This is a genomic window from Mesorhizobium humile (assembly GCF_033977215.1).
Taxonomy (GTDB): domain Bacteria; phylum Pseudomonadota; class Alphaproteobacteria; order Rhizobiales; family Rhizobiaceae; genus Mesorhizobium; species Mesorhizobium humile.
On sequence record NZ_JAVIIV010000001.1, the window covers coordinates 425,180 to 442,513 of the forward strand.

The 17,334-nt window shown below is 64.8% G+C and carries 15 protein-coding genes; 6 read left to right on the forward strand and 9 right to left on the reverse strand.

All coding sequences use genetic code 11. The features are described from left to right. Position 1 precedes the first annotated feature (1 nt). Positions 2-490, reverse strand: coding sequence for a DNA starvation/stationary phase protection protein Dps (gene dps, locus RFM52_RS02030; protein ID WP_320212973.1), 489 nt, complete (start codon positions 488-490; stop codon positions 2-4). Positions 491-715: 225 nt separating this feature from the next. On the opposite strand from dps, the gene RFM52_RS02035 reads away from it, so the two are divergent. Further along, the gene (locus RFM52_RS02035) at positions 716-1,546 is read left to right on the forward strand and encodes a PhzF family phenazine biosynthesis protein (protein WP_320294179.1); all 831 of its coding nucleotides are present in this window, start codon (positions 716-718) and stop codon (positions 1,544-1,546) included. Between the two features lie 4 nt (positions 1,547-1,550). On the opposite strand, the gene RFM52_RS02040 is transcribed toward RFM52_RS02035, so the two are convergent. From RFM52_RS02040 to RFM52_RS02050, 3 genes are all read right to left on the reverse strand, one after another. Beyond that, positions 1,551-2,801: an LLM class flavin-dependent oxidoreductase gene (locus RFM52_RS02040; RefSeq protein ID WP_320294180.1), complete on the reverse strand. Its 1,251-nt coding sequence runs from the start codon at positions 2,799-2,801 to the stop codon at positions 1,551-1,553. Further along, entirely contained in the window at positions 2,798-3,763 is a 966-nt protein-coding gene (locus RFM52_RS02045; RefSeq protein WP_320294181.1) for an LLM class flavin-dependent oxidoreductase, read from the reverse strand. The genes RFM52_RS02040 and RFM52_RS02045 overlap by 4 nt, the downstream gene beginning before the upstream one ends. Before the next feature lie 756 nt (positions 3,764-4,519). Beyond that, the gene (locus RFM52_RS02050; RefSeq protein ID WP_320294182.1) at positions 4,520-5,440 is read right to left on the reverse strand and encodes a LysR family transcriptional regulator; all 921 of its coding nucleotides are present in this window, start codon (positions 5,438-5,440) and stop codon (positions 4,520-4,522) included. 277 nt (positions 5,441-5,717) lie between these two features. On the opposite strand from RFM52_RS02050, the gene RFM52_RS02055 reads away from it, so the two are divergent. The 4 genes from RFM52_RS02055 (at position 5,718) to RFM52_RS02070 (ending at position 10,095) form a co-directional block, all read left to right on the forward strand. Further along, positions 5,718-6,944 (forward strand): urate hydroxylase PuuD, encoded by a 1,227-nt coding sequence (locus tag RFM52_RS02055; RefSeq protein WP_320294183.1) that lies wholly within the window; start codon positions 5,718-5,720, stop codon positions 6,942-6,944. A gap of 2 nt (positions 6,945-6,946) precedes the next feature. Further along, positions 6,947-8,260, forward strand: a complete 1,314-nt coding sequence (gene guaD / locus RFM52_RS02060; RefSeq protein ID WP_320294184.1) for a guanine deaminase — start codon at positions 6,947-6,949, stop codon at positions 8,258-8,260. 75 nt (positions 8,261-8,335) lie between these two features. Next, positions 8,336-8,839, forward strand: a complete 504-nt coding sequence (locus RFM52_RS02065) for a heme-degrading domain-containing protein (RefSeq protein ID WP_320294185.1) — start codon at positions 8,336-8,338, stop codon at positions 8,837-8,839. Continuing rightward, entirely contained in the window at positions 8,836-10,095 is a 1,260-nt protein-coding gene (locus RFM52_RS02070; RefSeq protein ID WP_320294186.1) for a glycerate kinase type-2 family protein, read from the forward strand. Before RFM52_RS02065 ends, RFM52_RS02070 begins: the two co-directional genes overlap by 4 nt. Positions 10,096-10,385: 290 nt before the next feature. Here the strand turns inward: RFM52_RS02070 and RFM52_RS02075 are convergent, their stop codons facing one another. The 5 genes from RFM52_RS02075 to RFM52_RS02095 form a co-directional block, all read right to left on the reverse strand. Next, positions 10,386-11,075: a UdgX family uracil-DNA binding protein gene (locus tag RFM52_RS02075; RefSeq protein WP_320294187.1), complete on the reverse strand. Its 690-nt coding sequence runs from the start codon at positions 11,073-11,075 to the stop codon at positions 10,386-10,388. A 60-nt stretch (positions 11,076-11,135) separates the two neighbouring features. Continuing rightward, positions 11,136-12,542: a glutamine synthetase family protein gene (locus tag RFM52_RS02080; RefSeq protein WP_320294188.1), complete on the reverse strand. Its 1,407-nt coding sequence runs from the start codon at positions 12,540-12,542 to the stop codon at positions 11,136-11,138. Positions 12,543-12,553: 11 nt separating this feature from the next. Next, positions 12,554-13,930, reverse strand: coding sequence for an aspartate aminotransferase family protein (locus RFM52_RS02085; RefSeq protein WP_320294189.1), 1,377 nt, complete (start codon positions 13,928-13,930; stop codon positions 12,554-12,556). Positions 13,931-14,011: 81 nt separating this feature from the next. Then, positions 14,012-14,986: a WD40 repeat domain-containing protein gene (locus tag RFM52_RS02090; protein WP_320294190.1), complete on the reverse strand. Its 975-nt coding sequence runs from the start codon at positions 14,984-14,986 to the stop codon at positions 14,012-14,014. A gap of 271 nt (positions 14,987-15,257) precedes the next feature. Then, the gene (locus tag RFM52_RS02095) at positions 15,258-16,313 is read right to left on the reverse strand and encodes a CobW family GTP-binding protein (RefSeq protein WP_320294191.1); all 1,056 of its coding nucleotides are present in this window, start codon (positions 16,311-16,313) and stop codon (positions 15,258-15,260) included. A gap of 373 nt (positions 16,314-16,686) precedes the next feature. On the opposite strand from RFM52_RS02095, the gene RFM52_RS02100 reads away from it, so the two are divergent. After that, the gene (locus RFM52_RS02100) at positions 16,687-17,160 is read left to right on the forward strand and encodes a MarR family winged helix-turn-helix transcriptional regulator (RefSeq protein ID WP_320294463.1); all 474 of its coding nucleotides are present in this window, start codon (positions 16,687-16,689) and stop codon (positions 17,158-17,160) included. Positions 17,161-17,334 lie beyond the last annotated feature (174 nt).

Consider the following 17,334-nt stretch of genomic DNA (forward strand, 5'->3'; position numbering starts at 1 on the left):
GCTATTCCTTCTCCTGCGTGTGCGCCTCCAGGAACCACAACAATTTGTCCAGTGAGCGCGAATAGGCGGTGAAGATGTCCGCCGTATCGCGATCGCCGGCGTCGTCCGCCTCGTCGATCGCCTCGCGCGTCAGCTTGGCGGCCGCGGCATAGCGGTCGATCAACGCCGCCAGGTGATCCTTGGTCTTGTGGATGTCGGTCGGATAGGGTTTCAGCCGGGTTGCCTTTGACACTTCTTGCGAAGTGCCATGCGCGGTGCCGCCGAGCTGGACGGCGCGCTCGGCGATGATGTCGACATGGCCGTCGATCTCCTCGCGGAATTCATCGAGCATCTCGTGGATGGCGATGAATTGCGGGCCCTTCACGTTCCAATGCGCCTGCTTGGTGATCAGCGCCAGGTCGATGGCGTCGGCAAGCCTTGCGTTGAGCAGATCGATCGATTCTTTCTTGGCATCGGATTTGAGGTCGTTCTTGGTGACGATGGCGTCCATGGTCGGCTCCTGTCGCGCTGCGTCGGTGATGAAAGCTGAAGGCGGCCCGAGCGACCGCCAGTCGTCAGAACGGCGACGACCCGAATTTCGTTCCGCATTGGAATAAGGAGCCTGATTGCAGCTGTGACTGAAGCTCACGGCTGCTCGTCGCTTTCTTCGTTTCCCAAACGCGGTCGAACCGTGTTTTCTGCGCGCCTGACCAGCGGTGAACACGGGACGAGCGACATGGACGTATTGCGCATAGCGGCATTTTCGGATGGGAACACCGGCGGCAATCCCGCTGGCGTGGTGATCGGCGAGGCCTTGCCGGGCGCGGCCGACATGCAGCGTGTCGCGGCCGAAGTCGGCTTTTCGGAAACCGCCTTCGCTGCGCCCGAAGGCGACGGCTGGCGCGTCCGCTACTTCTCGCCGGAATCGGAAGTGCCCTTCTGCGGCCACGCCACGATAGCGCTCGGTGCGGCGCTGGTTAGAAAATTCGGCGACGGCATCTTCAAGCTTACCCTCAACCAGGCCGACATAACCGTCGAAGGGTTTCGCGACGGTGCCAACTTTGCCGCCGCCTTGCAGTCGCCACCGACGCGAAGCAAGGCTGCTTCGTCGGAACTGGCCGGGGAGGGTCTCGCCTTGTTCGGCTATCAGCCGGGCGATCTCGACCCCGCCATTCCGCCGGCGCTGATCCATGGTGGCGCCGATCACCTCGTCCTGGCGCTGAAGTCTCGCGAGGCGCTGGCCGCCATGGCCTATGATCTGAGAAAGGGCCAGTCCTTCATGCGGCGCGAAGGCCTGGTCACGATCCTGCTCGCCTATGCCGAGACGCCGCGCCTGTTCCATACGCGCAATCCATTCGCTTCCGGCGGTGTCTACGAAGATCCGGCGACGGGCGCCGCGACCGCTGCCTTTGCCGGCTATCTGCGTGATCTCGGCTGGCCGCATGGCGGCGCGATCGACATCGTTCAAGGCGAGGATATGGGCATGCGCTCACGCCTTCATGCCGATATTCCGCCGACACCGGCCAGCTCGATCAGAGTGTCGGGAACGGCACGGCTGATGGACTGAACTCTTAAACCGGCCGCTTGAGGCCGAGATGCTCGCGCAGCGTGCGGCCTTCGTAGTCCTTGCGGAACAGGCCGCGCCGCTGCAGCTCCGGCACGACCAGCGTCGCGAAGGCGTCGAGCTCGCCCGGAAACCAGGACGGCATCACGTTGAAGCCGTCGGCGGCGCCGCCTTCGAAGCGGGCCTGCAATTCGTCGGCGATCTCTCCGGCCGTGCCGACAATGCGCCAATGGCCGCGTGCGCCGGCAAAGTAACGCGCGAGCTCGCGGATCGAGAGCCCGTCGCGGCGCGCCTGCTCGATGACCAGCGCCTGCCGGCTCCTCATGCCTTCGCTCTCCGGCAGTTCGGGCAGCGGCCCGTCGATCGGGTAGCGGCCGAGATCGGAGATGCTGAGATAGCTGGAGAGCAGCGCCACGCCGACATCGTCGGGGATCAATTCCTGCAGCGCGTCATATTTCGCCTGCGCCTCGGCTTTCGTGGCGGCGACGATCGGCGCCACGCCGGGCATGATCTTGACGTCGTCCGGCTGTCGCCCATAGGCGGCGAGCCGGCCCTTGAGGTCATCATAGAAGGCCTTGGCTTCCTCAAATGTCTGCGCCGCCGAGAACACGACGTCGGCGGTGCGCGCGGCAAGATCCTTGCCGTCATCGGAGGCGCCGGCCTGCACCATCACCGGCGCGCCTTGCGGCGAGGGCGGAATGTCGAGCGGATCGCGCACCGAAAAGCTTTCGCCGTCATGGCCGGCAGCGCGCCGGTTCCACAGGCCGGTGATGACGGTCGCGAATTCCCGCGCCCGCGCATAGCGGTCGGCATGCGGCCGCAAGCCCGTCGCGCCGAAATTCGCCGCTTCGATTGGGCTCGCCGAAGTGACGAGGTTCCAGCCGGCGCGGCCGCCGCTCAGATTGTCGAGCGAGGCGAACATGCGCGCCAGCCCGTAGGGCTCATTGTAGCTGGTCGATGCCGTCGACACGAGGCCGATGCGCTCGGTCTGCGCGGCCAGCGCCGACAGCAGGCTGATCGGCTCGAAGCCGATGGAACGCGAAGTCTGGCTGGCGATGTTGACATCGGCCTCGCGCAGGCCGGCGGCGTCCTCGCAGAACACCATGTCGAACTTGGCGGCCTCGGCAGTGCGGACAAGCTGTACGTAGTGGTCGATGTCGATGCCGGCCTTCACATGCGCATCCGGATGGCGCCATGCGGCGATGTGATGGCCGGTCGCCCACAAGAACAGGCCTAGCTTCATCTGGCGCGCGCTCATTTTGCGCCTCCCGCTCCAAGCGCGAGACGGGAGCGCAGCGTCGCCCCATGAGCAGGGCGGGCGCGGTCTCGACGGCGCAATTCCGGTAGGATGCGATCGGTAAAACCGTCGATCGCGGAACGGTCAGCCGGCAAAGCGAAGATCAGGCCGTCACTGCTTTCCGCGCCCAACCACACCTCCAGCCTTGCGGCGGTGAGATCGGGGGCGAAAACCGTCGTCAGCACTTTTAGCGCGTCAAGCGTGCGTCCGGCGGCCAGCGCCCGTTTCTTGAGATCGTCGCAGGTCGCTCTAGCGCCTTCCGACGGGGGTTCCTCAATCGCTATGACATCGGCGACGCTGGCGGCGAAATCGAGGTCGGTCCTGGCGAGGCCGGACATGGCCAGCAGCGGCGTGTCCTGCGGCGAGCGGGCGATGTTCAGCGGTCCGCGCACCGAGAAGAACTCGCCCTTATGATCGAGGAAGTGCATCTTGCGGGGATCGTGGAACCGGCCGCCCGCCTGGTCGAACAGCAACGCGTCCGCGTCCCAGCCTCCCCACAGCCCTTGCACGATGCCGATGAATTCTTCGGCGCGTCGCCGGAAATCATTGTTCGGAATGCCTGCCGGTCGGCTGAAATTGGCCGCCTCGAGCGGGTTCTGCCGCAGCGTCGCGTTCCAGCCGACGCGGCCATGGCTGATGATGTCGAGCGATGCAAAACGTCGCGCCAGGTTGTACGGCTGGTGCGCGAGCGTCGAGGCGCTGGCGACGAGGCCAATATTCTCCGTCACCGTCGCCAGCGCGGCGATGAGGGTGGTCGCTTCGAACGGGCTGGTCGACGGCTCGCCGCTTGGCCACGAGTCGGAAATGATGACCATGTCGACACCGGCCGCTTCGATCTTTCGTACGAATCCGGCGATCTCCGCGAATGTCAGCCCGGTCTGCCCTGTGGCGACGGCGATGTTGAGGGAAACGGCGAGATGCATTGGGTAGCCTATTCGGCTGCGGGCGACCTCGCGCAACCATCCGGTTACCAACCTAGGCTGGCTTTCGCGTAAGGCAACCGGCCCGGATGGGCCACCAGGCTGCCACTTGCCGGCCAGCCACCGGATAGCAGCCGGTAGAAGCCTTGACGGCTCGAATGTTGCGTTGGCGGCCACATACTTTGGCGATTAGCCTGAACGCCCCATCGTGTCGTCATTCTAGGGCGGAGCAAGGAGCGAAGCGACGCGGCGCAGACCATAGAATGCATTCCGTGACTTCCAAGCGTTGCGACGGTGAGAATTCTGCTCCGCAGCACCCTACGATCAAAGTCACGGAATGGATCCTCGGGTCTGCGCTCCGCTTCGCGTCGCTCCGCCCGTGGATGACGACGTCACGGAGGCTTCGGCCAATCGCGACGCAACGTCACTTGCCCGCCAGCAGTCGCGTGCATCGAGGTAGAGGTCTTGACGGCCCGAACGTTGCGTTGGCGGCCATAAACTTCGGCAATTAGCCTGAACGCCCATCCCGTCGTCATTCTATGGCGGAGCAAGGAGCGAAGCGACGCGGCGCAGACCATAGAATCCATTCCGTGACTTCAAAACGTTGCGACGATGCAGAATTCTGCTCCGCAGCACCCTACGATCAAAGTCACGGAATGGATCCTCGGGTCTGCGCTCCGCTTCGCGTCGCTCCGCCCGTGGATGACGACGTCACGCAGGCTTCGGCCAATCGCGACGCGACGCAGCGCTAGCGGCCCATCACTTCCCGGCCAAGATATCCTTGATAAGCCGCTGGCAGCGCTCGGCCATGAAGTCGAGCAGCAGCCGCACCTTCGGATCCTGCAGCTTCTTGTGCGGATAGACAGCTGCGAACTGCACGGGCGTTGGCGGCGTCTGCGGCAGGATCACCTTCAGCCTCTGGTCGCGGATGAACGGCTCGACCTCGAAACGCGGCTTGTTGATGATGCCGCGCCCGGACAAGGCCCAGCCGGTCAGAACGTCGCCGTCGTCGGTGTCGTAGGGACCGTGCACCTCGAACTTCTGCGGGCCGCCCGGCGTCTGCAGCGTCCAGACATATTCGCGCGCGCCGGCATAGCGCAGCATCAGGCAATCGTGCTTCTTGCCGATCAGTTCCTGCGCCTCGGCCGGTTCGCCGCGCGCTTCCAGATATTTCGGCGCCGCCACCAGCACGCGCTCGCATTCCATGATGCCGCGCATCCTGAGGCTCGAATCCTCGATGATGCCGAGCCGGAAGGCGACGTCGATGCCTTCCTTCATGATGTCGACATTGTGGTCGGAGAGCCTTAGCCGCACCTCGATATCGGGATATTTGTCGTGAAAATCCGGGATGCCCGAGGCGATCAGCCGCCGGCCGAGGCCGAGCGGCGCCGTGACCCTGATGGTACCGCGCGGCTGGCCGGAAAGTGCCGCGACCGCGGCTTCCGCCTCGGTGATCGCGTCCAGCACCTGCTTGGCGCCGGTGTAGAACACCGTGCCGTGCTCGGTCGGCATCAACTGGCGGGTCGTGCGGTTGAAGAGCCTGACGCCCAGGTGCTTCTCCAACTCCTTGATGCGGTTGGAAGCCACCGCCGGCGAAATGCGCATGTCGCGCCCCGCCGCCGACAGATTGCCGAGTTCGACGACACGGACGAATACGGCGATGTTGTCGAGATAGGCCATGCGTGGCTCTCATGGGGCTGCGCGAAGGTGTGTGGAGATTCAGGTGATGCCGGCTTGCAAACGTCGGGTTCCTGCGCTTCCGGTGCTCACGTACTTCAGGTACGCTCCGCTCCGGTTCTCGAAACCCGCCGTTTTCGGCTCGGCCTGACCTGAATCTCTACACACCTTAAAGCAACCCTAGTATTTTCCATTTTTTTTTGAAAGTCATCGCGCACCTCGCCTCTTTTCGTTTGCGCGCCAGACCGTAAAGTCGCTCTCATCGGCAGGGACGAGTGCAATGACGGATTTCGCGATTTTCTGGGACTGGTTGAGTTTTGCGGTCCGCTGGCTGCATGTCATCACCGGCATCGCCTGGATCGGCTCGTCCTTTTATTTCGTCGCCCTCGACCTTGGGCTGCGCCAGCGTCCCGGCCTGCCCGCCGGCGCCTTCGGCGAGGAATGGCAGGTGCATGGCGGCGGCTTCTACCACATCCAGAAATATCTGGTGGCGCCGGCCGAGATGCCGGAGCACCTCACCTGGTTCAAATGGGAATCCTACGCCACCTGGCTGTCGGGCTTCGCCATGCTCTGCGTGGTCTATTACGCTGGCGCCGATCTCTTCCTGATCGACCCCAACGTGCTCAACATCTCGGTGCCGGTCGGGATACTTCTGTCGCTGGCGACAATCGGCGTCGGTTGGATCGTCTACGACCTGCTCTGCCGCTCGCCGCTCGGCAAAAGCGACACCGGGCTGATGCTGGTGCTCTACTGCGTGCTGGTCTTCATCGCCTGGGGGCTGACGCATCTCTTCACAGGCCGCGCCGCCTTCCTGCATCTCGGCGCCATCACCGCCACGATCATGTCGGCCAATGTCTTCATGGTCATCATCCCCAACCAGAAGATCGTCGTCGCCGACTTGATCGCCGGCCGCAAGCCCGACCCGAAATACGGCAAGATCGCCAAGCAGCGCTCGCTGCACAACAACTACCTGACCTTGCCGGTTCTGTTCCTGATGCTGTCGAACCACTATCCGCTGGCGTTCGGCACTCAGTTCAACTGGGTCATCGCCTCGCTGGTCTTCATCATCGGCGTGCTGATCCGGCATTATTTCAACACCGTGCATGCCAGGAAGGGCAACCCGACCTGGACCTGGCTGGGCGCGGCGGTGCTGTTCATGATCATCATCTGGCTGTCGACCGTGCCGAAGGTGCTGACCGGCGAGCCGAAGACCTCGGCTGCCTCCGCTGCCGCGCAGGTCTATATCGCCTCGGCCCATTTCCCCGCCGTGCGCGACACCGTGCTCGGCCGCTGCTCGATGTGCCATACGGAAGAGCCGGTCTATGAAGGTATCTATCATGCGCCGAAGGGCGTGCTGCTCGATACCGACGAGCGCATCGCCGAACATGCGCGCGAGATATATATCCAGGCCGGCCGGGCGCATGCCATGCCGCCCGCCAACGTCAGCCACATAACAGACCAGGAACGGGCCCTTCTGGTCGCCTGGTTCGAGGGCGCCGGAAAATAAGCATGACAATGAAATTACTGCGTGGCCGCACGCTGTCTTTCCTGCGCTGGCCCGAAGCGACAGACGACCATTCCGCCTGGCGTTACGAGGAGGATGGCGGTCTGCTGATCGAAAACGGCAGCATCGTCGCCGCCGGCTCCTACGCGGAGGTCCTGAAGAAGGCGGGCGCCGGTGTCGAGACGGTTGACCATCGTCCGCATCTCATCCTGCCGGGCTTCCTCGACGCCCATGTCCATGTGCCGCAGATGCAGATCATCGCCTCCTATGGCGCGGAGCTGCTCGACTGGCTCAACAAATACACCTTCCCGGAAGAGTCGAAGTTCCAGAACGCGCAGCACGGCCGCCGCATCGCGCGGCTGTTCCTCGATGAGATGCTGCGCCACGGCACGACGACCGTCGCTGCCTATTGCTCGGTGCACAAATCGTCGGCCGAAGCCTTCTTTGCCGAATCGCATGAGCGCAACATGCTCAACATCGCCGGCAAGGTGATGATGGACCGCAACGCGCCGGACGCCGTGCTCGACACGCCGCAAACCGGCTATGACGACAGCAAGGCGCTGATCGCCGAATGGCACGGCAAGGGCCGCCAGCTCTATGCCATCACGCCGCGCTTCGCCATCACCTCCTCGCCCGAGCAGATGGAGATGGCGGGTGCGCTCTGCCGCGAACATCCCGACCTCCACATGCAGACGCATCTGTCGGAGAACCACGCCGAGATCGCTTTCACCCAGGAACTCTATCCCTGGTCGCGCGACTACACCGACGTCTATGAACACTACGGCCTGCTCGGCAAAAAGAGCCTGTTCGGCCACTGCATCCACTTGTCGGAGCGCGAGGCGGATGCGCTGTCGCGGTCGGGCTCGGTGGCGGTGTTCTGCCCGACCTCAAATCTCTTCCTCGGCTCCGGCCTGTTCGACTACCAGCGCTATCGCCGCCGCGAGGCGCCGCTCAGGATCGCAGCCGCCACGGATGTCGGCGGCGGCACGAACTATTCGATGCTGCGCACCATGGACGAGGGCTACAAGGTGATCGCGCTGAACGGCGAGAAGCTCAACCCGTTCCAGTCCTTCTGGCAGCTGACGCTCGGCAACGCCGAGGCACTGTCGGTGGCCGACAAGGTCGGCACGCTGGATGAAGGCACCGACGCCGATATCGTCGTGCTCGACGCCCGTTCGACGCCGGGAATGCGGCTTAGGATGGAGACGGTGGAAACGCTGGCCGAGGAGCTCTTCCTGCTGCAGACGCTGGGCGACGACCGTGCCGTGCGCGAGGTCTATGTGGCGGGGCGGCCGGCGAAGAGCGCGATTGTCGCATAGATTAAACGTGCTCTTCGCTTGACCCCGCGTCAGCCATCGGCCAAAGCGTGCGTCGACATTTGACAGGGGAACGCCATGGCCACCGCCGACGACATCGCTCTGATCAAGAAACAGGAAGCCACGCTGGTCTTCCCGGCTTTCGACGAGGCCACTGCCTTCAAGATCGGCTCCGCCATCAGGGACCGGGCGCTGAAGGAAAACCTGCCTGTCATCGTCGACATCAGGACCTTCGACCGGCCGCTCTTCTACGCCGCGATGCCCGGTTCCAACGCCTCCAATCCCGACTGGGCGCGGCGCAAGATCAATGTCGTGAAGCGCTATCTCAGAAGCACCTATCGCCTCGTGCTCGAGCAGCAGCGCCCGGACCGCACCTTCAAAATCGGTGAGGGCCTCGACATTGCCGACTATGTGCTTGCCGGCGGCGGCTTCCCGGTCACCGTCAAGGGCGCCGGCGTCATCGGCGTGATCGCCGTTTCGGGCCTGCCGGAGCGGGAGGATCATGGCGTCGTCGTCGACGCGCTTTGCGCCCATCTTGGCATCGACGCGAGCGGGCTGGCGCTGCCGCCGGAAGAAAAATGACCGACCCGAAAAGCTTCCTCACATCGATCTTCAACGCCGCCGTCGCCGCCGCCGACCCGGAAAAGACGATCCGCAACCATTTGCCGGCAAAACCCAAGGGCCGCACCATCGTCATCGGCGCCGGCAAAGGTTCGGCGCAGATGGCGGCGGCCTTCGAGAAGGTCTGGGACGGTCCGATCGACGGCCTTGTCGTTACCCGCTACGGCTATGGCGCCAGATGCGAGCGCATCGAGATCATCGAGGCGGCGCACCCGGTGCCTGACGCCGCCGGTCTCGAGGCGTCGCGCCGGCTGCTGGAGAAGGTGCGCGGCCTGACCGCCGACGATCTGGTGGTGGCGCTGATCTCCGGCGGCGGCTCGGCCTTGCTGCCGTCGCCCGCTCCCGGATTGACGCTTGCCGACGAGATCGCCGTCAACGAGGCGCTGCTTGCCTCCGGCGCGCCGATCGCGGCGATGAACACCATCCGCAAGCATGTCTCGACCATCAAGGGCGGACGCCTGGCCGCTGCCGCCCATCCGGCCAGGGTGGTGTCGCTGGTCGTCTCCGATATCCCCGGCGACAATCCGGCGCTGGTTGCCTCGGGTCCGACCGTTCCCGACACCGGCAGCCGCGAGGATGCGCTGACTTCGATCGCCGCCTATGGCATGAAGCTGCCGGCCTCGGTCATGGCGCATATCAATTCGCCGGCCGCCGACGCGCCGCGTCCCGACGATCCGCGCTTTGCCGGCAATGAGGTGCACCTGACCGCCTCGGCCGGCGTGTCGCTGGAAGCCGCCGCCGCCGAGGCCAAGCGGCAAGGCATCGAGGCCGTCATCCTGTCGGATGCGATCGAGGGCGAGGCCCGCGAGGTCGGCGGCGTCCACGCCGCGATCGCGCGCGAAGTGGCCACCCGCAATCGCCCCTTCGCCAAGCCGGTGCTGATCCTCTCCGGCGGCGAGACGACCGTGACGCTGCGCGCCAAAGGCAAAGGCGGCCGCAACTCGGAATTCCTGCTCGCCTTCGCCATCGGCATCGATGGCGTGAACGGCATCCACGCGCTGGCTGCTGATACCGACGGCATCGACGGCTCGGAGAACAATGCCGGCGCCTTCGCCGACGGTTCGACCGTGGCGCGCATGCGTGCGGTAGGGGTCGACGCCAAGGCCATGCTCGCCGGCAACAATGCCTGGACGGCCTTCAATGCTGTGGGCGATCTGTTTGTGCCGGGACCGACTGGAACAAACGTGAATGATTTGAGGGCGATTTTGGTTAGGTAGCTCGGATACCCACAAAATCGTCATTCTAGGGCGAAGCAAGGAGCGAAGCGACGAGCGCAGACCCTAGAATCCATTCCGTGACCTCAGCCGAGGAGTGCAGTGGAGCAGAACTCTGCACCGTTGCAACACGTCGAAGTCACGGCATGGATCCTCGGGTCTGCGCGCGTCGCTTCGCTCCTTGCTCCGCCCGTGGATGACGACCTGATGGGCGTTTCGGCTAATCTCCAAGGCCGCGAGACCTCCATACAAGAGGGTCCGTTAAACCCTTCCTTGGGCGCGCAGAACAACGGTCACGAGACCATCAACTCCCTCACCTTCCGCATATCCTGCAAAAACCGCTCCCGTTCGGCCTCCTTGTCCTCCGGCTCGCGGATGCGCAGGATGAAGGAGGGGTGGATGGTCAGGAACACGCGCAACCCGTCCTCGCGCTCGACCACATCGCCGCGCATCTTGGTGATCGGCACGGCCTTGCCGAGCAGCGACTGCGCCGCCGTCGCGCCGAGCGCCACTACGAGGTTCGGCTTGATCAGGTCGAGCTCCTTGCCCAGCCACCAGCGGCAGGCCTGGATTTCGCCAGCATTGGGTTTCGAGTGGATGCGTCGCTTGCCGCGTGGCTCGAATTTGAAATGTTTCACCGCATTGGTCACATAGACCTTGCGGCGGTCGATCGCGGCATCGTCGAGGATGCTGTCGAACACCTTGCCCGCCGGCCCGACGAATGGCTTGCCGGCCAGATCCTCCTGGTCGCCGGGCTGTTCGCCGACGAAGATCACGTCGGCATTTTCCGGACCCTCGCCGAATACGGTTTGCGTCGCATCGCGCCAGAGCGGGCAGCGGCGGCAGCCCATTGCAGCCTCACGCGCCTCTTCGATCGAGGTGGCGTCATCCCCGGCGGTCAGCTCTGATTCCGGCGCAGGGATGCGCCTGGCTGGGCGCCCCGCTTCACGCTGCAAGGCCGTTGTTGACGGTGTTGTTGCCATCGTTCTGTCTCGCCCGCTTTCGAATTTGAAATGGGCGAGACCGACGATGGTTCCCGATCCTCACACCTCGTGCAGGTAGAGATGATAATCCAGCTCGCTGACGGTGCGCGCGACGCGCAGATATTCCGCCTGCTTGATCGCCACGAAGGTTCGGTGCAGGTCGGGGCCGAGCGCCGATTTCAGGAAGTCGGAGCCCCTGGCGGCCTCGATCGCGGCGCGCCAGTCGGCCGGCATGGTCGACTTCTCCGGTGCCTGCTCGTAGCCGTTGCCGGTCGTTTCGGGACCGGGATCCAGGGCCTCGTCGAGCCCCTTGACGATGCCGGCCAGCACCGTCGCGGCGATCAGGTACGGATTGGCGTCGACGCCCGACGGCCGGTGCTCGATGCGGCGGTTCTTGGCGTCGCCCGCCGGCACGCGCAACGCCACCGAGCGGTTGTTGACGCCCCAGCTCGCCGCCACCGGCGCATAGGATTGCGAGACGAAACGCCGCCAGGAATTGGCGTGCGGCGCAAACACAAGCATCGATTCCGCCATGGTGTGGATGAGGCCGCCGAGCGCGTTGAGCAGCTTTGGCGACCACTTTTCGCCGGCAGCCTCGGTGAACACGTTGCGGCCGGCATCGTCCTGCAGCGAGACGTGGAAATGCATGCCGGAGCCGGCATAGGCCTCGATGGGCTTGGCCATGAAGCAGGCGGTGACGCCATGCCGGCGCGCCTGCGCCCTGACCAGACGCTTCAGCATGACGAGGTCGTCGGCCGCCCGCATCACGTCCTTGCGGTAGTTCAGCGTCAGCTCGTACTGGCCGGGCGCGTATTCGGAAATGACGGTTTCGGCCGGTATGCCTTGCGCCTTGGCCGCCGCGTAGATGTCGGAAAACAGCGGTTCCATGCCGTGCAGATGGTCGACCGAATAGACCTCGGTCTTGGCCGAGCGGCGGCCGTCGAGCACCGCGCGGGCAGGCTGCACCTTGCCGTCGGCGTCGCGCTCATTGGACAGCAGGAAGAACTCGAGCTCGAAAGCGCCGGCCGGATGCAGGCCGCGTGCCGCGAGCAGTTCCACCTGCCGTGCCAGCACCAGCCGCGGGTCGGACGTCATCGGCTCGCCGTCGAGGTGGTGCATCGACATTAGCACCTGGCCGCGCGGCGGGTTGGTGCCGAAGAGCGGCACCAGCGTGCCCGGGATCGGCCAAGCGCGCAGGTCGCCGTCACCGGTGTCCCACACCAGCCCGGTTTCGTGCACGTCCTCGCCGGTGATGTCCAGGCCGAGGATCGAGATGGGCAGATGCCGGCCGTTCTCGAAAATGCCCATCAGCTCGTGCCGGCGCACGATCTTGCCGCGGCCGATGCCGTTGGCATCGGTGAGCACGATGTCGAACGCCTCGATCTCAGGGTGCGCGTCGAGAAAGGCCTTCCCCTCGGCAGGCGTCGAGCCGGAAGGGGACGTGGTTACGGCGTGCGGATTGTCCATCGCCGCTTTTCTCACGCCGTAAGCCTGGCCGCAACCGCAGCGAAGGCGGCGATCAGCCGGCTCACTTGCGCTGACGTCGTTGCCGGCGAGATCAGCATCATGTTGTGGAACGGCGCGATCAGCACGCCGCGATTGACCAGCGCCACATGGATGGCCGCTTCCAGCTCGGGCGCGTGCGCCTTTTCCGCCTCGCCGCCGTTCCCGAGCGGCCCGGGCGCGCAGATGAACTCGACGCGGGCACCGACCCGCGCGACATGCCAGGGCAGCTTTTTTCGCGCGATGACGGCGGAGAGCCCCGCATCGAGCCGGCGCGCCAGCCGATCCATATGGGCATAGGCCCCCTCGGTCATCACCTCTTCCAGTGTGGCGCGCATCGCCGCGAATTGCAGCGGATTGGCCGAGAGCGTCGTGCCCATGCCGGAATAGCCGGGCTCCTTGGTCCTGTTGTAGGTACCGTAACGGGTGGCGACTTCCTCGCTCATGCCCCAGATGCTCGCCGGCACACCGCCGGCCACCGGCTTGCCGAGCACGAACAGGTCCGGCTCCAGCCCGTGCTTGCGCGTATAGCCGCCGGGTCCGGTCGAGATCGTGTGCGTCTCGTCGATCAGCAGCAGTGTGCCGGCCGCACGGGTCAGGCGCCGCAGCGCGTCGTGGAAGCCCGGTTCCGGCAACACCATGCAGGAATTGGTCAGCACCGGCTCGGTGATGACGCAAGCGACGTCGCGGTCCGCGAGCGCTGCTTCCAAAGCAGAGATATCGTTGAATTCGATGATCTTGGTTGCTCGCGTCAGGTCGCGGAATTCGCCGGCCAATCCAGGCCTGTTCACCGGCTTGCCGTCGATCAGCCGCACCATCGTCTCGTCGACCGAGCCGTGATAGCAGCCGTTGAAGACCAGGATCTTCTCGCGCCCGGTCACCGCGCGGGCAACCCGCAGCGCGAAGCGGTTGGCGTCGGTGGCCGTGGTTGCGATCTGCCAGTAGGGCAGGCCGAAGCGTTGCTGTAGGAGCGTGCCGATCGCCAGCGCGTCCTCGCTGGGCAGCATATAGGTCAGCCCCCGGGCGGACTGCCGGCGGATAGCGCGGGCGACCGCCGGCGGCGAATGGCCGAGCATCGAACCGGTGTCGCCGAGGCAGAAATCGTCGAGCCTGTTGCCGTCGATATCGGTGATGGTGGCTCCTTTGGCGCCGTCGACCAGGATCGGGAATGGCGTCGGCCAGTCCGTCATCCAGTGCATCGGCACGCCGCCGAGGAAACCCGCAATGCCGTTGCCCAATTTCGCCTCGGATTTCGGCCGCGCCTTGCGGAACGCGGCCGCTTCCGTTTCGCGCAGTTCGGCGATGCGGGCAATGTCGATGCCGCCGATGGAAATCCGGTCCATTGAATGCATGAGCCCCCCTTCAGGCAGTAGGCAGTAGGCAGTAGGCAGTAGGTGCCGTCGGCCTAAGCCCTACTGCCCCTTCCCTACTGCCTATGCCGTGATATCGATCACGCCGCAATCGCCCGTGGCGCTGCCGAACACGATGCGGCGCTCTTCCTTGTCCCACATCATGGCGGTGATGGCGCCCTTGCCGGGGCGGCGCAGCAGCACTTCCTTGGCGTCGGCGAAGCGCGCCGCGATCACCATGCCGTCCTCATAGCCGATGGCCACCACGTCCTGGCTCGGATGGCAGGCGACGCAAGTCACCATCGTGTTGCCGCGCGTGCCGAGCTCCAGCGGCGCCTTGCCCATCGGCCCGTCCTTGGCTTGAAACGGCCACACGATCGCCGCCGGCGCGCCGGAGCTTGCCAGCCATTTGCCCTTCACGCTCCACGACAGGCTCTTCACCTTGCCAGGATAGCCGCTCATGCGCATGTGCTTGCCGTCGGCGAGCTTCCAGCCATGCAGCGCGTTCTCCTGCATGGTGGTGACCAGAAAGGCGCCGTCTGGCGAAAAGGTGATGCCGGTATGCGCGCCCGCCCATTCGAGATCGACAGGCTTGCCTTCGGCTGCCGGGAAATGCAGCGTCGCGCCATTGTAGCGGGCGACGCCGAAACGCATGCCCTTGGGCGAGAAGGCCAACCCCTCGACCGAGCGCGGGTGGCTAAATTCCTTGATCTTGCCGTCGGCGAAACGCACGAAGGCGGTCTTGCCGGAGGCATAGGCGATCGCGCCTTGCGGTCCGGCGGCGACGCTGGTGATCCATTTTTTGCCGGCGCTCGCCAGTTCCGCCACGTCGCCGCCGGCTTTGATGGCAAGCACCTTGCCGTCCTCGCCGCCGGTGATCAGCCGGTCGTTGGCCACATCATGAAATGCGGCGAGCAGGCCGTCATTGGCCTGCACCGTCTTCTGCCCGTTGTCCAACCGGTGGACCGCGCCATCGGCCAAAGCGAAATGCGGCACGTCGTTGAGGAAGACGGCCGCGACGCAATGGCCTTCGAGATCAAGCGGGGCGACTGTGGGCATGTGAACAGATCCGTAAGAGATTTCTACCCTTCCCCATAAGCGGTTGAGCTGCGGGTCTCAACCCGCCTCGAAACGCGATGGGCGGGGGGGCGCCGGCGTGCGGCTCTCCCTTCTCCCCCTGTGGGAGAAGGTGGCCGAGCGAAGCTCGGACGGATGAGGGGTGTTCCAGGGAACACCAACGTCTCACTCCGCTGGAGCACCCCTCAACCGTCTCGGCGCTGCGCGCCGATCCACCTTCTCCCACAAGGGGAGAAGGAAGAGGGCGCGAGAATCAAGCCGCCTGGCAGGCTTCAAAACTCTTCCTGAGCCGATCGGCGTCGAGATCGCGGCCGATGAAGACCAGCCGGCTTTCGTGTTTTTCGCCGTCCTTCCAGGCGCGCTGGTGGTCGCCCTCGAGGATCATGTGCACGCCCTGCAGCACGTAGCGGTCCTCGTCGCCCTTCAGCGCTATGATGCCCTTCAGCCGCAGGATGTTCGGCCCCTCCATCTGGGTCACTTTCTCAATCCAGGGGAAGAACTTCTTCGGATCCATCTCGCCGCCGCGCAGCGACACCGACTTCACCGTCACATCATGGATGTCGGAAGCATGGTGGTGATGGTGATGATCGTGCCCGTCATGATCGTGATGATGGTGGTCGTGGTCATGATCGTGGCGGTCGTGATCGTGGTCGTCCGCGTCGAGGAAGTGCGGATCGTTCTCCAGCGCGCGCGACAGGTCGAAGGCGCCGCGGTCGAGCACTTCGCTAAGCGCCACGCCGGAGCGCTGCGTGCGATGGATCCTGGCCGCCGGGTTGATGGCACGGACCGTCGCCTCGACCTTTTCGAGCTCTTCCGCGCTGACGAGGTCGGTCTTGTTCAGCACCACCACGTCGGCGAAGGCGATCTGGTCCTCGGCCTCCTTGGAATCCTTCAAGCGCAGCGGCAGGTGCTTGGCGTCGACCAACGCCACCACCGCGTCGAGCTTGGTCTTGGTGCGCACGTCGTCGTCCATGAAGAAGGTCTGCGCCACCGGCACCGGATCGGCGAGACCGGTGGTCTCGACGACGATGGCATCGAAGCGGCCGGGCCGTTTCATCAGGCCTTCGACGACACGGATCAGGTCGCCGCGCACCGTGCAGCACACGCAGCCATTGTTCATCTCGTAGATTTCCTCGTCGGATTCGACGATCAGGTCGTTGTCGATGCCGATCTCGCCGAACTCGTTGACGATGACGGCGTAGCGCTTGCCGTGGTTCTCCGAAAGGATGCGGTTGAGCAGCGTCGTCTTGCCCGCGCCGAGATAGCCGGTGAGAACGGTTACGGGGATTTGCGTCTGTGCATCGCTCATGGCTTGCCTCGAAAATCTTGGATTTGTCGGCCTCATATAGGATGGGTGCCGCGCTTTTGCACGCGCCAAACCAATAGGCCAGGCGGCCGCTTCAGCCGGCATGGCGCCGAGGACCGATCGGCGGCGGCCGAGGCAGCCCGTACGGGCGAGCCGCGTGGACTCCCAATGGCCCTTGCCGGCTTCCGCTGTGAATCTCGCCGGCGCAAAAGTCGTTTGTCATCTAACTGAAATAAACATCTGGCATCACCTGCGCGGGCACCGCAATGCTTGCCGGCAAAGCGTTCTGCAAGCCGGACTCTTTAAATCGTCATTTGCCAGCCGTCGGACAGCCTCTATGCTCGCCCGCGCCGGTTCGGCCGAAGAGGGAACGACCATGGCCAAGGCGGACAAGACAGCGACGATGAGCCGGCTGCATTCGGCGGCAAGGCTGGCGCGCACCGCGCTCGCCGCGCGGCTTCTGGCCCACGGCTTCTATGCCGGCCAGGACCAGATCATGCTGGCGCTCGACCGCGAGGACGGCCAGACCCCCGGCAACCTCGCCGGCGGGCTCGGCGTGCGCCCGCCGACCATCACCAAGACCATCAACCGGCTGCAGGCGCAGGGTTTCCTCGAAAAGCGCGCCTCGTCGGCCGATGCCCGCCAGGCCCACATCTTCCTCACCGAGTCCGGCCGCGAAACCATCCGCGCTATCGAGAAGTCGGTCAAGAAGACCGAGAAGCAGGCGCTGAAGGGCCTCGACAAGAAGGACCAGAAGGCGCTGTTCAAGCTGCTCGCCCGCATCGAGGCGAACCTGTCGAACGAAGACCTGGTCCTGATGGACGACGACGCGGAGCTGGATGAGGCGTGACGCGCAGCGTCATCGCTCAACCGCGAGACGTTCCCACTAACGAGCGACGCGTAAGCGTCGTCTCGAGCACATAGCGCGATGCGCAGCATCGTCGCTTCACGCACCCACATCGACATTGTTCCGAAAGCGCGATGCGCAGCATCGTCGCTCCACGCACCACCCAAGCATCGACGG

Bases quoted from the DNA above. Each gene is read 5' to 3' on its own strand.
- RFM52_RS02035 (WP_320294179.1), top strand. From the start codon at position 716: ATGGACGTATTGCGCATAGCGGCATTTTCGGATGGGAACACCGGCGGC.
- RFM52_RS02090 (WP_320294190.1), bottom strand. From the start codon at position 14,986: ATGCCCACAGTCGCCCCGCTTGATCTCGAAGGCCATTGCGTCGCGGCC.
- RFM52_RS02070 (WP_320294186.1), top strand. From the start codon at position 8,836: ATGACCGACCCGAAAAGCTTCCTCACATCGATCTTCAACGCCGCCGTC.
- RFM52_RS02050 (WP_320294182.1), bottom strand. From the start codon at position 5,440: ATGGCCTATCTCGACAACATCGCCGTATTCGTCCGTGTCGTCGAACTC.
- RFM52_RS02100 (WP_320294463.1), top strand. From the start codon at position 16,687: ATGGCCAAGGCGGACAAGACAGCGACGATGAGCCGGCTGCATTCGGCG.
- guaD (WP_320294184.1), top strand. From the start codon at position 6,947: ATGACAATGAAATTACTGCGTGGCCGCACGCTGTCTTTCCTGCGCTGG.
- RFM52_RS02095 (WP_320294191.1), bottom strand. From the start codon at position 16,313: ATGAGCGATGCACAGACGCAAATCCCCGTAACCGTTCTCACCGGCTAT.
- RFM52_RS02075 (WP_320294187.1), bottom strand. From the start codon at position 11,075: ATGGCAACAACACCGTCAACAACGGCCTTGCAGCGTGAAGCGGGGCGC.
- RFM52_RS02080 (WP_320294188.1), bottom strand. From the start codon at position 12,542: ATGGACAATCCGCACGCCGTAACCACGTCCCCTTCCGGCTCGACGCCT.
- dps (WP_320212973.1), bottom strand. From the start codon at position 490: ATGGACGCCATCGTCACCAAGAACGACCTCAAATCCGATGCCAAGAAA.
- RFM52_RS02085 (WP_320294189.1), bottom strand. From the start codon at position 13,930: ATGCATTCAATGGACCGGATTTCCATCGGCGGCATCGACATTGCCCGC.
- RFM52_RS02040 (WP_320294180.1), bottom strand. From the start codon at position 2,801: ATGAGCGCGCGCCAGATGAAGCTAGGCCTGTTCTTGTGGGCGACCGGC.
- RFM52_RS02045 (WP_320294181.1), bottom strand. From the start codon at position 3,763: ATGCATCTCGCCGTTTCCCTCAACATCGCCGTCGCCACAGGGCAGACC.
- RFM52_RS02065 (WP_320294185.1), top strand. From the start codon at position 8,336: ATGGCCACCGCCGACGACATCGCTCTGATCAAGAAACAGGAAGCCACG.
- RFM52_RS02055 (WP_320294183.1), top strand. From the start codon at position 5,718: ATGACGGATTTCGCGATTTTCTGGGACTGGTTGAGTTTTGCGGTCCGC.